Genomic DNA, 15,022 nt, shown 5'->3' with positions numbered 1-15,022 from the left:
GAGAGTAGGACGCCGCCAAGCAAGAGAAAAGAGCCGTTACTAAGTAACGGCTCTTTTTGTATTTCCTTTTGCCCCTTTGTATTTAAATGAATTAAGTAAGTATGTAAGTTAGGCTTTCTCCGCACAATAATAAAAGAAGGGTTCATCTTTAATTATTACATTTATTAACCCATATTTAGCCGACAACATGCGCAAGTGTTCCTCACTTGGAATAGGTTCAAAGGGTGGTATAAAACCAATAGACTTATGATGCTCATTTAAACCATCTCTTGTTCTTGCATGAGCAATAAGTAGCTTACCTCCTTTATTTAAATGCTTTGTGGCATTTTGAAATAACATATCCATGTTCTTAATATGAGGTGTGCCATTAAAAACATTGACCCATTCAAATTTCTCATCTAGGCTGATCTCTTCCTCAATATCTAAGCAGTGCGTTTCAATGTCTGGAAATATTGTTTTTAGTTGATTTAACATTTGATTGGATATATCTAAAGCTACGTACTTATTGGGATAGATTTCTAGCTCATGTAATCGTTGAAGCCATACACCTGTTCCAGCGGCAATATCTAAAATAGAATGTTGTTGGTTAATATTGAATTGGTGAATAAGTTTGTCAATGCAATTATAGGTTTCCTTTGGAATTTGCTGATGCCAGCGACTAGCCTGTTTATCAAAATGTGCGAGATTCCTTTCTTTTGATTGTTTATTACTGGAATCAATGTTGTTTGTACTCCTGCTCATTTTTAATTTCTCCATGTTTCTCTAAAATAACTTAAATAGTAGTAGTAATTATAAATAATATTTGTTTTATTTATCAATAATATATATCTCATCTAACTAACTTTATATAAATATGTCTAAATTTTTAAAGTTATTTATACATTTATTTACATATGTACGCCCTGTAAAGACAACCGTTTTCCCCAGAAAGTATGGTGTTAAAAAGCGTATACTTGTCCTTGACAGCCTATATCCCCTTTGCTAAGATGAACATTAATATATTTTCGTGAGTGCCGAAGATGCCTGATTTTAAAAGGCAAACTGGTGTTTAGCAATAGATGTAAGAATGGTGTAATCCAATATTTTAAGGAGGAATTTTAACAGTGTGGAGTAAAAAATTTGAAAAAGAAGGCTTAACATTTGATGATGTATTATTAGTTCCAAGAGGTTCTGAGGTTTTACCAAAGGAAGTAAATCTTGGTACAAGATTAAGTGATAAGGTTAAGTTGAATATTCCTCTAATTAGTGCTGGTATGGACACCGTAACTGAGGCTGTTTTGGCGATTGCGATTGCTCGTGAGGGTGGTATTGGCATTATCCATAAAAACATGACGATTGAGCAGCAGGCGGAAGAGGTAGATCGCGTGAAGCGCTCTGAGAGTGGTGTTATTACTAATCCATTTTCACTTACAGCAGAACATCTAGTTTCTGATGCAGAGCAGGTTATGGGTAAGTATAGAATCTCAGGAGTACCTATCGTTGATGCTGATAACAAGCTAGTTGGAATTTTGACGAACCGCGATTTGCGTTTTGTACATGATTATAACATTAAAATCAGCAGTGTCATGACGCATGATAACCTCGTGACTGCTCCTGTTGGAACAACATTAGAGCAAGCTGAAGGAATTTTACAAAAGCATAAAATTGAGAAGCTTCCTTTAGTAGATGAAAATAATGTACTTAAAGGACTTATTACAATTAAAGATATCGAGAAAGCAATTCAATTCCCGAACGCCGCTAAGGATGCACAAGGCCGTTTATTAGTTGGAGCAGCTGTTGGTATTTCTAAAGATACATTTGAGCGTACAGATGCACTAGTCAAAGCAGGTGTAGATGTTATTGCTGTAGACTCCGCACATGGTCATCATATTAACATTATTGAAGCTGTTGCTGAATTGCGTAGACGTCACCCTGATCTAACTATTATTGCAGGGAATGTAGCTACAGGTGAAGCGACTAGAGCGCTCATTGAAGCAGGTGCTTCTGTAGTTAAGGTAGGTATTGGACCAGGTTCGATCTGTACAACACGTGTTATTGCAGGGATTGGTGTTCCTCAAGTAACTGCAGTTTATGATTGTGCAACAGTTGCACGTGAATACGGAATTCCAATTATTGCTGATGGCGGGATTAAGTATTCTGGTGAAATTACGAAAGCAATCGCAGCGGGTGCACATGCAGTGATGCTTGGTAGCTTGTTTGCAGGTACAGAAGAGAGCCCTGGTGAATCTGAAATTTACCAAGGACGTCGTTATAAAGTATATAGAGGAATGGGATCACTTGGTGCGATGAAGATGGGTAGTAAGGATCGTTATTTCCAAGATGATGATAAAAAGCTTGTTCCTGAAGGCATCGAAGGTAGAGTAGCCTATAAGGGTCCTTTATCTGACACGATTCACCAGCTATTAGGTGGTCTTCGCTCAGGTATGGGGTATTGTGGAACTAAAAATTTAGATGAGCTTCGTAATGATACTCAATTTATTAAGATTACAGGGGCAGGTCTTCGTGAAAGCCATCCACATGATGTGCAAATTACGAAGGAAGCACCTAACTATTCCGTTTAAAACAACATTAAAAAGTAACATTTATTATTCATTTAGTAATAACCATGATAGTATCCAATTATAGCTAAATCTAATAGAATAATTTTGTTATTAATTAGTTAAAAAAGGTAGTCTAGACGTGATTCGTTTAGCCTGCCTTTTTTTGAGCTATAGGCTGTGATAGAATAGATAGAGCAACAAGACTACAAGACAATTTGAGAGATCATGAGAGGGGCTTTAAAAGGCTGTGAAATTTAATTTAAATCAAAATGACCAAAATGATAATAAAAAAATGAAGAAATCTAAAAAACAAATTATTCGTAGAAGTGTATCTTCTATATTATTAGTAAATATGTTGTGTTTATCGCTTGTTCCACCAATGGCATCTGCAAGCAATACGTTGTTAGCTACTGCAACAAATGAAAGTAATCAAAAAACCGATGAAAATAAAACAAGTGATGCAACCCCAAAAACTGAGGTTAAGGCTAAAACATCACTCCCTTCAGTACAATCACTAGATTTAAAAGTGAAGGCTGCTATTTTAATAGAAGCTTCTTCTGGACAAGTTCTATTAAATGTAAATGGTGACGAAGCGTTGCCACCAGCAAGTATGACGAAAATGATGACGGAGTATATCGTTGCTGACCTTGTTAAAAAGGGTGAGCATAAGTGGGATGAAAAGGTAACCGTCCGCAAAAATGCAGCACAAACGATAGGTTCTCGTATTTTCCTAGCTGAAGGAGATCAGCATACAATAGAGGAATTGTATATTGCAATGGCGGTAGGCTCTGCAAATGATGCTACAGTAGCTTTAGCAGAGCATATCGCGGGTTCAGAGCAGGCATTTGTAAAGATGATGAATGAAGAAGCTAAACGGATGGGAATGACATCTACACACTTTGCTAATTCAAGCGGATTAGATATTAGTGATATGCCAGCTGATTTTCAGCCTGCGGATAAAAAAGAAACCGTGATGTCTGCTAGAGATGCAGCGACTTTGGCGAGATATATCGTAACGGATCATCCAGACTTCGATCGCTTCACAAAAATTCAAAGCTACAAATTTCGTGAACGTGATAAAAAGCCAATCGTAAACTGGAACTACATGCTAGAGGCGAACAAAAATGTAGTAAACTTTAAGCAATTTGCTTATGAAGGCTTGGATGGACTCAAAACAGGGCATACTACCAATGCAGGGGGTAGCTTTACTGGAACAGCAAAAAGAAATGGCATGCGTCTGATTAGCGTTGTAATGGGTACAAAAGGTACAAAAACAATGAAGGCCGAAAATGTCCGTTTTGTTGAGACAGCAAAAGTGCTTGATTATGGCTTCAATAACTTCGAGGCGAAGCAGGTTGTTGCCCCAAAAGCGACGGTTGCTGGCAATGAATCAGTAACAGTGAAAAGAGCAAAGGAAACTACTGTTCCTATCGTTTCAGACGAGGCGGTTACGTTTGTTGTGCCAAAGGGTGCTGATTTAAGCTCATTGCAAACAAAGGTGACTTTAAATGACCCAGAGACGCTTGTAGCGCCACTTAAGGTGGGAAGTGTGGTTGGGACTGTCACTTATTCTTATAAAGATGCTGGAATGGATCAGCCTTTAGAAAAGACAGTAAATTTGATTACCGCGCAGGAAGCAGAAAAAGCAGGTTGGTTTACGCTATTGCTTAGAGCGATTGGTGAGTTTTTCTCAGATCTATTTAATGGCATCAAAAATTTATTCTAATGGAATAGTGCTAGTGACATATTTTCTTGTATGTTTATTAGTGATATTGTAAAATATTTAGTTAGAAAAAAATATATTCTCTCACCTTGACCCTTTGAGGGTTAAGGTGTGTTAGTTTACACATAATTTGCAGCACCTTTAGGCTGGCTTGTTGGGATGATTTTTAGGAGGGACTACCTATGTTGGACGTTAAATTGTTACGTAATGATTATGCTAAGGTTGAGGCAGCGCTTGCTAGCCGAGGCAAATCAGCAGAATTGATTTCAGATTTTCCCGCTCTTGATGAAAAGCGTAGAGCGTTATTACAAGAAAGTGAAGCATTAAAAAGCCGTCGTAATACTGTTTCTGCTGAAGTTGCTAGATGTAAAAAAAATAAAGAGAATGCGGATGATCTGATCGCAGAAATGCGTCAGGTTGGTGACCGAATTAAAAAGTTAGATGATGAGGTTCGTGTTCTTGAAGCACAAATTGAAACTTTGACAATGGCGATTCCTAACATTCCACATTCAAGTGTGCCTAAAGGTCATTCCGAAGAGGAAAACGTAGAAGTACGTCGTTGGAGTGAGCCTAGAAGCTTTGAATTTACACCTAAGGCGCATTGGGATATTGCAACTGAATTAGGAATTTTAGATTTTGAAGCAGGATCTAAGGTAACTGGCTCCAGATTTACCTTTTATAAAGGGCTAGGCGCACGTTTAGAACGGGCATTAATTAACTTCATGATGGATTTACATAGTAAGGAGCATGGATATGAAGAAATGCTGCCACCTTATATTGTGAATCGTGATAGCTTATATGGAACTGGACAACTTCCTAAATTTGAGGAGGACTTGTTCAAGCTAACAGATAATGATTATTATTTGATTCCAACTGCAGAGGTTCCGGTGACTAATTATCACCGCGAGGAAATTTTAGCTGTGGATGAATTGCCTCGTCGTTATGTCGCATATAGCTCTTGTTTCCGCTCTGAAGCTGGTGCCGCAGGTCGTGATACACGTGGGCTGATTCGTCAGCATCAATTTAATAAAGTAGAAATGATTAAAATTGTGCATCCTGAGCAATCATATGAAGAGTTGGAATTGATGACTCAAAATGCAGAGCGTGTGTTGCAATTACTTGAATTGCCATATCGAGTATTAGCGTTGTGTACAGGTGATTTGGGCTTCACGGCTGCTAAAACCTATGACCTTGAGGTTTGGTTGCCAGAGTCCAATATGTATCGTGAAATTTCCTCTTGCTCTAATGTAGAGGATTTCCAAGCACGCCGTGCCAATATTCGATTCCGTCCAGATCTAAAAGCTAAGCCTGAATTCGTGCATACCTTAAATGGTTCAGGTCTGGCGGTAGGTAGAACTGTGGCTGCAATTTTAGAAAATTATCAGCAAGAGGATGGTTCTGTCACGATTCCAGAAGTGTTGCGACCGTATATGGGCAATATTGATAAAATAACTAAACGGTAATTTTTATTTTCGATATAAATGAGTTGAATTGATTCCAACATTATTTTGTGATGATTACTTGTTGGAATCAATCCAAATCACATTCAAGTCGTATCAAAATCATAATTAAAAAATATTTTTCGCAAAAACACTTGCTTGTTTTAAAAATATATGATATTATCTATTTTGTTGGCTGATCAATTAGCTAACTAACTTAATAACTATGGAGAGGTACCGAAGCGGTCATAACGGGGCGGTCTTGAAAACCGTTAGGGTGCAAGCCCACGTGGGTTCGAATCCCACCCTCTCCGTCCTAATGCCTAACTAAGAGATCGATTTTAACAAATCGATCTCTTTTTATTTTTGTATAACTTTATTACATTTCCCTCCTCACTATACATAATGTAATCTACATTATTAGGTTAAAACGTTAAAGTGAATAATTTTATACCTGCCCTCACATCCTATTAAGGAACTCAAGCATTCTGTAGCGCATCTAGTTGGGCTCTAATGCTAACTTAATGAATACCTTAAAGGAGGAAGAAAAATGAGTAAGCCTAAAGCTTATACAACACCAGGAACCACGCCTGATCAGCACCAACGCAAACGAGATGATAATAAACAAGGACAAGAGCCTTTATCGGGTTCCAAAAAGGTTAAAAACAGTAATCATGTTGATCATCATAATCCACAAGGTTAATTAATAACCTTTAAAAATCTCAGCACTCCGCTGAGATTTTTTTATTTCCAAATTTGAATAATACAAGACAATATGTATACAATCATGTAATAATAAAGATAGATGGTCATTTTTTATATATGAATATAATGATTATATCAATATAATAGGATGTCCAAAGTGGAGATACAGATTACACCCATACTGAAAGGAATGTGATGCTTAATGAACTCCTTAATCCCTGATATCCCTGTTACGAGTGAAGTGGTCTCTCAGCCGATAAAACAACATAAGCAACGCTCCATCGGAAATGTGATGCTGAGGTCGGCTTTTATCGTGATAGGGGCTCTTATTGTATCCGTTGCATTAGAGTTATTCCTCGTACCTAATCAGATTACGGATGGTGGAATTACTGGTATTTCTGTCATGACCTCTTATTTAAGTGGATTGCCCCTCGGTATTTTCCTATTTATTATTAACCTCCCTTTTCTTATCGTTGGCTACAGGATGATCGGTAAAACATTTGCCATTTCAACATTATTAGGTATTAGTGTAATGTCGCTAGGAACGGCATTGTTACATGATGTCCCTGCCTTTGTTAACAATACTGTGCTTGCTTTTGTGTTTGGTGGTGTATTTTTAGGTTTAGGCACAGGCTTAGTGATTCGTTTTGGGGGATCGTTAGATGGAACCGAAATAATTGCAATCTTAATATCAAGAAAAACCCCATTTTCAGTGGGCGAGATTATTATGTTTTTCAACTTCTTTATTTTATTAACGGCAGGGTTTGTGTTTACTTGGGAGAGCGCGATGTTCTCATTACTTGCCTATTATATTGCGTATAAGACGATTGATGTCGTTGTGGACGGGTTAAATGAATCAAAATCAGTATGGATTATTAGTGATCAAATTGATGAGATTGGGGATGCCATTTTAAGTCGACTTGGTCGTGGCGTCACCTATTTATCTGGTGAAGGTGGATTTTCTGGTGATCCTAAAAAGGTTATCTTTTGTGTAATTACTCGTTTAGAGGAAGCAAAGCTAAAGGAAATTGTAACAGAAGTAGACGAAAGTGCATTTTTAGCTGTAGGAAATATTCACGATGTGAAGGGCGGAAGGTTTAAGAAGAAAGCGATTCATTAAAATTTGATACGCTTTTTGTTTCTGTTCTGCATATTTGGTGTAATAATAGATGTTTAATTGTGGTATTATTGGTATGTTCATGAGAAGAGGGGGAATATAGAGGATGTTTAAAAAGTATATTACTTTGCCGCTTATTATGTTATTGGCGGTAGCATTAGTAGTGACGGGGTGCAACACTAAAAAGGAACCAAAAGAGGCGTTGACTAGTACCGCAGTTGAGGTTATGAAGTTAAACTCATACATGGTAACAAATAAACTAAAAATTACTGATTTTAAGGTAAATGTACCTGAGGCAAATCAAGCTCAGCTAGGACAAACAATTTCAATGTTGAAAAATGCTGAAATTACGATTAAACAGGTTGTCCAAAAAGAACCAATGCAAACTGAAGCCGTTATTGAATTTAAGGCAAAAAGCGATGATGTTGAAATGAGCTATAAAATGCCCCTTATTTTTACTAAGGATGTATTTTATGTGAAGGTTCCTCAAATCCCATTTTTACCGCTACCTGAAACTGTTGTTGGTAAGTTCATTAAATTTGATCTTAAAGAGATTGGGGAACAAAGTGGAGAAAGGGTTAACTTTGATATTCTAAATTCAGATAAGTTTCAGAAGTTGACTGCTGAAATCTCTAATGAAATTTTGAATCAATATGATCAGGCTAAATATTTTAAAAATGTAGATAAATCAGAAATTTCATTACCAGATGGCTTTAAGGCAAAGCAAGTAGTACAATTCAACATTACTAATGATAATTTGAATGAAGCGATTGAAATTTTGATTACTAAGGCTTTCCCAAAAGTGCTTGATATTGTAAATAAAGAAGAATATCGCACGATGCTTAATATAAGCGAAGCTGATATTGCAGATGCAAAATCTAACTTATCTCAAATGAGCCAAGCTGAACTTCAAAATGGCTTAAAGGAAATTAAGGATGCAGTTAAAATCAACAAATTGTCTCTAAATACAGCAATCGATGATAAAAACTATCCTTCATACCAAGAAGCAAACTTTGACGTTGAAATTGGTGATTTTAAAAATAACCAAACTGTTCAAATTAATGCGAAGGCTACAAGTGAAATGACCAAAATTAATGAAAAAGTAGACTTTGAATATGGCATACCAACAGATGTAATCACACTTAAAGAATTAGAAGAAATGTTCGGAAATAATTATAATTATAATTACTAAAACATAAAATTAAATCATGAACATGAATACCAAAAGGCTCTTGTAGATATTAAATCTACAAGAGCTTTTGTTTACTTTTCTTATCTATTTTCTTATCTATTTTCTTATTTATTTTCTTGTGCCTATTTTCCTTGCTGCTGTTTTCGTTTATTTCTTAAATCTCTAAAAAAGTTAGTTAATAGTTCACCACATTGTGTTTGCAAAACGTGACTAGTCACTTGAGCAGTATGATTAAAGCGAGGCTCCTGCAATAAGTTCATCAGTGTACCTGCACAACCGGCTTTGGGATCCGTTGCTCCATAAATGACATGATCGATTCGAGATTGTACAATCGCACCAGCACACATGGGACATGGCTCTAAGGTGACGTATAACCTACAGTGCAGTAGTCTCCATGCTTGTAGATGGATACTTGCCTCTCGAATCGCAATCATTTCAGCGTGTGCAGTGCCATCTAATACGCTTTCTCGCAGGTTATGCCCACGTCCAATAATTTCATCCCCATAAACGACTACAGCGCCGATAGGGACCTCTCCTTTGCTCTCAGCGATCTTAGCTTCCTTAATCGCCTCTTTCATCCAATGTTCATCTGGGTATGTAGAGGTGGGGGCTTCTGGAATTTTTGGCTGTATAGAACGTTTAGATTGTATAGGGACTGGATTAGATTGTTTAGCTTGTGAATCCCGTTCTTGAGAATGTGGTAAACAATTCATGAGTTGTGTAGGTTGTGTTGGTTTTGTTGGCTGAGCCATCGTGAAGCTCCTCTTCGTATTTTTTAGTAGAAAATATTGCTTTATTCAACGAACAAATATTCGTTTGTTAACATGTTGTGGGTAAAGTTGTGCATAACTATTGAAAATATAATTTTTATCCCCACTATTATACACATACTGTGCACAAATATTGTTAATATGTTGATAAAATTGTGCATAACTCTGTTTAAATTTGTAGAAGCACATAGTTTAGTGTGTAATATTGTTTTTTATTGTAGAAAAATCGAATATAATTAGCAACAATTTCTTGCAAAACATGCTGTTGCAGGTATGATTAAAGTATACAACATTATATACCAAAAATAGTGATGGTTACCTAAAAGGCGGGGATCGGATTGTCTATAAAGTCAAAATTGTCTTTGGTCATGTCTTTATTTTCTTTAACAATACTCACCCTTAATATCGTATTTAATTATTTTTCAACCCGAGAGGATTTACATAAAGAAAGTGAAGAAAATTTGATGTTAATGGCTAAGCAAATTGCTGTGAGCATTGAGCAAAGTAGGTCAGTGTACGAATACATAGTGAATGATTCAAAGGACAAGGTCAGTCAGGATGTAATAGACGGATTATTTACGAAGGCTAGTCCCACTAATATTATTAATGAGCTTGTTAAATCGGATAAAAACCTACTAGAGATTACAGTAATTAAAGCTTATTCGTGGGAAACGACACCTCAGATTTTGTTTGGAACATATAACTTTAAAGATGTAAAGGAGGATTATTCCTCTAGTCAGCAGGTCATGAAGACAGGCAAAAGCACCCTCAAAAATACATACATCAACGATAAACATGTGCTTGTTAGTTACGTACCAATTAATCCTAGTCAATCTTCTCCGTTTGTTATTAAAATTATTTCAGACTATAATTCCATATCCTCTAGAATTACGACGATAATTTATAGTCAAATATGGATTTCTATTGTATTGCTTCAGGCTGTTATTTTTACAAGTTATATTTTAGCAGGACGGCTTATTCGCCCAATCCAAAATATTTTAATTAAAGTAAACCAATTAGCATGCGGAGATTTCGACACACGATTACAAGTGAAAAGTAAAGATGAGTTTGGATTGCTAGCCCATCGTATTAATGTTATGGCCTACAGTTTAGGTACAAATACAATGGAGTTAAAAAATAAAAATGAAGAAAACCGTGCTGTTAAGGAGTACTTAGAATCTATCATTAGTCAAACTGCTGATGCGATCCATTTAACGGATACGACGGGTAAAATTATTCGAGTAAACTCAGCATTTGAAACACTGTATGGTTGGCAAAGTGATGAGGTGGTAGGTACGTATCTTGATCTTGTTCCAGATGAATTGAAGTCAGAGAGTTATTCATGGCAGAAGGAAGCAGCTGTAAGTGGGGAGCCTAAGCCTTTAGTATTATCAGAAACCGTTCGTCTCCGGAAGGATGGCAGTACTGTAAATGTGAGCATTAGTGAATCACCAATCTATAATGAGGTTGGCGATGTTACAGGATTTATTCATATCTCTCGGGATATGACAGAGCATATTCGGATGGAGGAACTATTACGGAGATCTGAGAAGCTAACAACAGTTGGACAATTGGCTGCAGGCGTCGCGCACGAAATTCGTAATCCATTAACGACATTAAGAGGTTTTTTGCAAATTCAGCAGAAGACCCAATCTATAAACCAACTTCATACGGATATTATGTTATCTGAACTAGATCGAATCAATCTTATTGTTAGTGAGTTTTTAATTTTGGCGAAGCCTCAGGCCGTGCATTTTCAAGTTAGAGATGTACGATTTTCTATTGGTGATGTTCTATCCTTTTTGGATAGTGAGGCGCACTTGCATAATATAGAATTCAAAGTTCATTTCTCATCTTGCCCTGTTCTGGTACACTGTGAAGAGAATCAATTAAAGCAGGTATTTATAAATGTGATTAAAAATGCCATGGAGGCTATGCCTAGTGGGGGAATGATTGAAGTGTCCTTAGACGGCGATGGGGATGAATATGCAATCATTCAAATAAGTGATCAGGGTATCGGGATTTCGAAAGAAAACCTACAAAAAATTGGCGAGCCATTTTACACAAACAAGGAAAAAGGAACAGGACTTGGTGTGATGGTATCTCAACGTATTATTGAGGCACATAAAGGAACAATGGATATTACGAGTGAGGTTGGCAAGGGAACAACGGTAACGGTAACTTTACCAAAGGTATTAGATTGTGAATCTACAGTGGAGGAAGAAAAGACATCATGAGAATAAATAAATTTATAAGTGAGACAGGTTATTGTTCTAGACGTGAGGCTGATAAACTCATCGATGCTGGTAAGGTGACGATTAATGGCGTGGTTGCCGTTTTAGGCAGTCAGGCGGAGGCAGGAGATGATGTGAGGGTAAATGGTCAGCCCTTGGCGGCAAAGCCAGCACAACACGTTTATATTGCCTTAAATAAGCCTGTAGGTATTACAAGCACAACAGAAGGACATATCCGTGGCAATATTGTAGACTTTGTCGGACATAGTGAGCGGATTTTTCCGATAGGTCGCTTAGATAAGGATTCAGAGGGACTTATTTTGTTAACTAGTGATGGAGACATTGTGAATAAAATATTGAGGGCGGAAGGGAAGCATGAAAAGGAATATATCGTTACGGTGGACAAGCCGGTTACTCCCCATTTTCTTCGTGCTATGAGTGAAGGCGTAAAAATTTTAGGCCAAATGACATTGCCATGTAAAATAACAAGAATGACAGATCGTGTCTTCAGACTTGTGTTAACAGAAGGGAAAAATCGCCAAATTCGTAGGATGTGTAGTGCATTGGGTTATGATGTACGTAAGCTACAGCGGATTAGAATTATGAACATCCATTTGGGAGATTTAAAAATTGGGGCTTGGCGTGACTTAACCGCGCAGGAGAAGGCGGAGCTTGGCAACGCCTTGGATTATTCATTGGAATAGACTCCTAGTATAAGTAATAAAGAAAGCTTTGTCACTTTACCTAATAAAGGGGTATGCCCTTAAGGTAAGATGACAAAGCTTTTTAGCATCTGCTAGTTTTATCATTATGGATTTACACTCATTGTATCCGTTGTATCTTGATATTTACGTATAATCGAAACCTCTACACGCCGGTTTTGAGCACGCCCAGCAGCGGTATCATTGGTAGCAATCGGACGATACTCTCCACTACCTATAGCTGTCACTAGCTTAGGACTGAGTAGTGGATTTATTAATAATACACGTGTAAAGTTTAAAGCCCGCGCAGAGCTTAAATCCCAGTTATCTCGAAACTTTTGTGTGTTTATTGGGATATTATCGGTATGTCCTGTAATTAAAATTTCATAATCCGGGAATTTTTCTAACATCTTAGAGATCGATTTAGCTAAAGCACGTGCATTTGGTTTCAGTTCGGCATCACCAGAAGCAAATAATGCCTTATCGCTAATTGTAATCATCAACTGAGATTGATTTAATTTTGTCTCTAAATCATTACTTAATCCATTGTTAGCGATATATTCATCAAGCTGCTCCTTTAACGCAGAAAGGTTTTCTTCCTCCTGACGTTGTAATGCTGCCCGCTTTTTCTTAGCAGCTTGAGCTGCCTCATCTATGATGGTTGCACCGCCCATTGATTTTTTGTCATTGCTAATCATAGCATTACTTTCAAGTAAACCTGAGCCACCTGATAAAACGCTATTAAATGCCTCGCTCATTTGTTGAAACTTTTGAGCATTTACATTACTCATCCCATATAGAACAATAAACATAGCAAGCAACAAGGTCATCAAATCTGAATACGGAAGCAACCAGCTTTCGTCAGCATGTTCTTCATGCTCTTCATGACGTTTATTCTTGCTCACCGCCACCCGCTCCCTTCTCTAGTACCTTTTTACGCTCAGCAGGCGTTAGGAAGACAACAAGCTTTTGTTGAATGGCTATCGTGGATACTCCAGATTGAATGGAAAGTAAACCTTCGACCATCATCAATTTTACTTCCATCTCTTTTTTAGAAATACGCTTCAGTTTTGTAGCAATTGGATGCCACATTACATAACCGGTAAAAATACCAAACACGGTTGCGATAAATGCACCAGAAATCGCGTGAGCAAGCTTATTAACATCACTCATATCTGACAATGCAGCAATCAGACCTACTACCGCACCAAGTACCCCAAGTGTAGGAGCATACATTCCGGCTTGTGAGAAAATCATTGCCCCTGCTTTATGACGTTCTTCTGTTGCTGCGATATCTTCGGTGAGTACATCTTGTACGAACTCCTGATCGTTACCATCAATAATCATACGCATACCACTTCGCAGGAAGTCATCACTGATTTCATCGACTTTACTTTCAAGGGCAAGCAACCCTTCACGTCTTGTGATCGATGCCCATTCCATGAACATCTTGATTAACTCTTCCTTAGAAATAATTTTTGGTTTTACCATTGTAATTTTTAGCAGTGTTCCAAACTTTTTAAGTTCTGACATCGGAAAAGCTACAAATAACGTTGCCGCTGTACCCAATATTATAATAACAAAGGCCGCTGGGTTAGAGACCAAGCTTGCTAATGGAGCCCCTTTTAAGTACATACCTAAAATTAGTGATACAAATCCGAATATAAGCCCAATAATCGTTGATATTTCCATTGTACACCTCGTCCTTGAGATAAATTATCCTATTTTTCTTGTTCCTCAGCTTCCTTGCTGAAAAATACTCAATAATATTCAGAAAAATGGCTTATCTTTGTTATCGACAAACTTCCCTTTTTTTTTAAGTGGTATTTTCCGTTATAATAGAACTAATATGTTACAAGATCATGAAAAGGAAGGGTGTTACACCCATGGGAATTAAGCATGGCAGAGAATATGGCGATATTTTAAAAGATTTGACGGAGGCGGTTTCACAGATTCCAGATAGCTATATTTTTTTTGAAATGGAGCCAAATGAGTGGTCACAATTGTTACAGGAGCAAAAGGATGAAGTGTGGGAGGCATTAGCCGAAGATTTATTTTATGCTTTGGGTACACAGCCTATGATTGAGGTAGGAAGTGCCATCGTTTCCCATGATGCTAATTCACATCTTATTAACTTGTTTATTGGCGAGCAAGAATTTACTTCTGTTAGGTTGGTTTAAAAACAAGTATAATTATTTTTTTAAACGATAAAATGTATTAGTTTGAATTATAGCCTGGCAAACACGATCAGTTACTTAGAGTTACGTTAGGAAGGGGGAGAAGTATGCCATTTACACCAGAAGAAATTGAGGCGTATTTAGAAACGCTGGAAGGTTGGGAATTAGAAGAAGGACGATGGATTGTACGAAAGTATAAATTCAGTAGCTTTATGAAAGGCATTGCATTTGTAGGTGAGGTTGCAGCCATTTCAGAGGCATTTGATCATCATCCATTTATTACAATCGATCATACAACCGTTACGCTTCGGTTAACGTCTTGGGAAGCTGGTGGAGTTACAGCTATTGATGTTAAAGAAGCACAGCAATATAATGAGTCCTTTCTGAAAGCAAGCGCTGTGGAGTGAAGTTGCATTTACTAACC

At 37.3% G+C, this 15,022-nt stretch carries 14 protein-coding genes and 1 tRNA gene; 11 read left to right on the top strand and 4 right to left on the bottom strand.

From position 1 onward, the window contains the following. Nucleotides 1-108: 108 nt before the first annotated feature. On the bottom strand, nt 109-741 hold the full coding sequence (locus ABE099_RS19825; protein ID WP_430033215.1) for a class I SAM-dependent DNA methyltransferase: 633 nt from the start codon (nt 739-741) through the stop codon (nt 109-111). Between the two features lie 362 nt (nt 742-1,103). Between ABE099_RS19825 and guaB the strand changes: the two genes are divergently transcribed. From guaB to ABE099_RS19790, 7 genes are all read left to right on the top strand, one after another. Further along, nucleotides 1,104-2,561: an IMP dehydrogenase gene (guaB, locus tag ABE099_RS19820; protein ID WP_430033213.1), complete on the top strand. Its 1,458-nt coding sequence runs from the start codon at nt 1,104-1,106 to the stop codon at nt 2,559-2,561. 271 nt (nt 2,562-2,832) lie between these two features. Further along, nucleotides 2,833-4,266, top strand: a complete 1,434-nt coding sequence (locus ABE099_RS19815; RefSeq protein WP_430033224.1) for a D-alanyl-D-alanine carboxypeptidase family protein — start codon at nt 2,833-2,835, stop codon at nt 4,264-4,266. 179 nt (nt 4,267-4,445) lie between these two features. After that, nucleotides 4,446-5,726, top strand: a complete 1,281-nt coding sequence (gene serS, locus ABE099_RS19810; protein WP_430033211.1) for a serine--tRNA ligase — start codon at nt 4,446-4,448, stop codon at nt 5,724-5,726. 204 nt (nt 5,727-5,930) lie between these two features. Further along, nucleotides 5,931-6,016, top strand: a tRNA-Ser gene (locus tag ABE099_RS19805). Nucleotides 6,017-6,252: 236 nt separating this feature from the next. Next, complete coding sequence (locus tag ABE099_RS19800; RefSeq protein ID WP_210091195.1) at nt 6,253-6,405, top strand: small acid-soluble spore protein P; 153 nt, start codon at nt 6,253-6,255, stop codon at nt 6,403-6,405. A 294-nt stretch (nt 6,406-6,699) separates the two neighbouring features. Continuing rightward, nucleotides 6,700-7,527 (top strand): YitT family protein, encoded by an 828-nt coding sequence (locus tag ABE099_RS19795; RefSeq protein WP_425343027.1) that lies wholly within the window; start codon nt 6,700-6,702, stop codon nt 7,525-7,527. Nucleotides 7,528-7,630: 103 nt separating this feature from the next. Next, nucleotides 7,631-8,716, top strand: coding sequence for a hypothetical protein (locus ABE099_RS19790; RefSeq protein ID WP_430033209.1), 1,086 nt, complete (start codon nt 7,631-7,633; stop codon nt 8,714-8,716). Between the two features lie 122 nt (nt 8,717-8,838). On the opposite strand, the gene tadA is transcribed toward ABE099_RS19790, so the two are convergent. Beyond that, entirely contained in the window at nt 8,839-9,348 is a 510-nt protein-coding gene (tadA, locus tag ABE099_RS19785) for a tRNA adenosine(34) deaminase TadA (protein WP_430033222.1), read from the bottom strand. Between the two features lie 506 nt (nt 9,349-9,854). Between tadA and ABE099_RS19780 the strand changes: the two genes are divergently transcribed. Continuing rightward, nucleotides 9,855-11,723: an ATP-binding protein gene (locus tag ABE099_RS19780; RefSeq protein WP_430033206.1), complete on the top strand. Its 1,869-nt coding sequence runs from the start codon at nt 9,855-9,857 to the stop codon at nt 11,721-11,723. Further along, nucleotides 11,720-12,424 carry a 23S rRNA pseudouridine(2604) synthase RluF gene (gene rluF, locus ABE099_RS19775; protein WP_430033203.1) on the top strand — a complete coding sequence of 235 codons (705 nt, stop codon included), beginning with the start codon at nt 11,720-11,722 and terminating at the stop codon, nt 12,422-12,424. The genes ABE099_RS19780 and rluF overlap by 4 nt, the downstream gene beginning before the upstream one ends. Nucleotides 12,425-12,528: 104 nt before the next feature. Here the strand turns inward: rluF and ABE099_RS19770 are convergent, their stop codons facing one another. Together ABE099_RS19770 and motA are read right to left on the bottom strand one after the other, a co-directional pair. Continuing rightward, nucleotides 12,529-13,326, bottom strand: a complete 798-nt coding sequence (locus tag ABE099_RS19770) for a flagellar motor protein MotB (protein WP_430033201.1) — start codon at nt 13,324-13,326, stop codon at nt 12,529-12,531. Continuing rightward, on the bottom strand, nt 13,313-14,113 hold the full coding sequence (motA, locus tag ABE099_RS19765; RefSeq protein WP_210091188.1) for a flagellar motor stator protein MotA: 801 nt from the start codon (nt 14,111-14,113) through the stop codon (nt 13,313-13,315). The genes ABE099_RS19770 and motA overlap by 14 nt, the downstream gene beginning before the upstream one ends. A gap of 194 nt (nt 14,114-14,307) precedes the next feature. Here motA and ABE099_RS19760 point away from each other — a divergent pair, with 194 nt between their 5' ends. Together ABE099_RS19760 and ABE099_RS19755 are read left to right on the top strand one after the other, a co-directional pair. Then, a complete protein-coding gene (locus tag ABE099_RS19760; RefSeq protein ID WP_430033199.1) occupies nt 14,308-14,601 on the top strand; it encodes a hypothetical protein in 294 nt (97 codons plus the stop codon). Nucleotides 14,602-14,705: 104 nt separating this feature from the next. Beyond that, entirely contained in the window at nt 14,706-15,005 is a 300-nt protein-coding gene (locus tag ABE099_RS19755) for a 4a-hydroxytetrahydrobiopterin dehydratase (protein ID WP_210091186.1), read from the top strand. Nucleotides 15,006-15,022 lie beyond the last annotated feature (17 nt).

Source organism: Paenibacillus turicensis (genome assembly GCF_050461185.1).
GTDB classification, from domain to species: Bacteria; Bacillota; Bacilli; order Paenibacillales; family Paenibacillaceae; genus Fontibacillus; species Fontibacillus turicensis_A.
The sequence above is the reverse complement of the archived record's forward strand: the minus strand, read 5'-3'. Positions and strand labels throughout refer to the sequence as shown.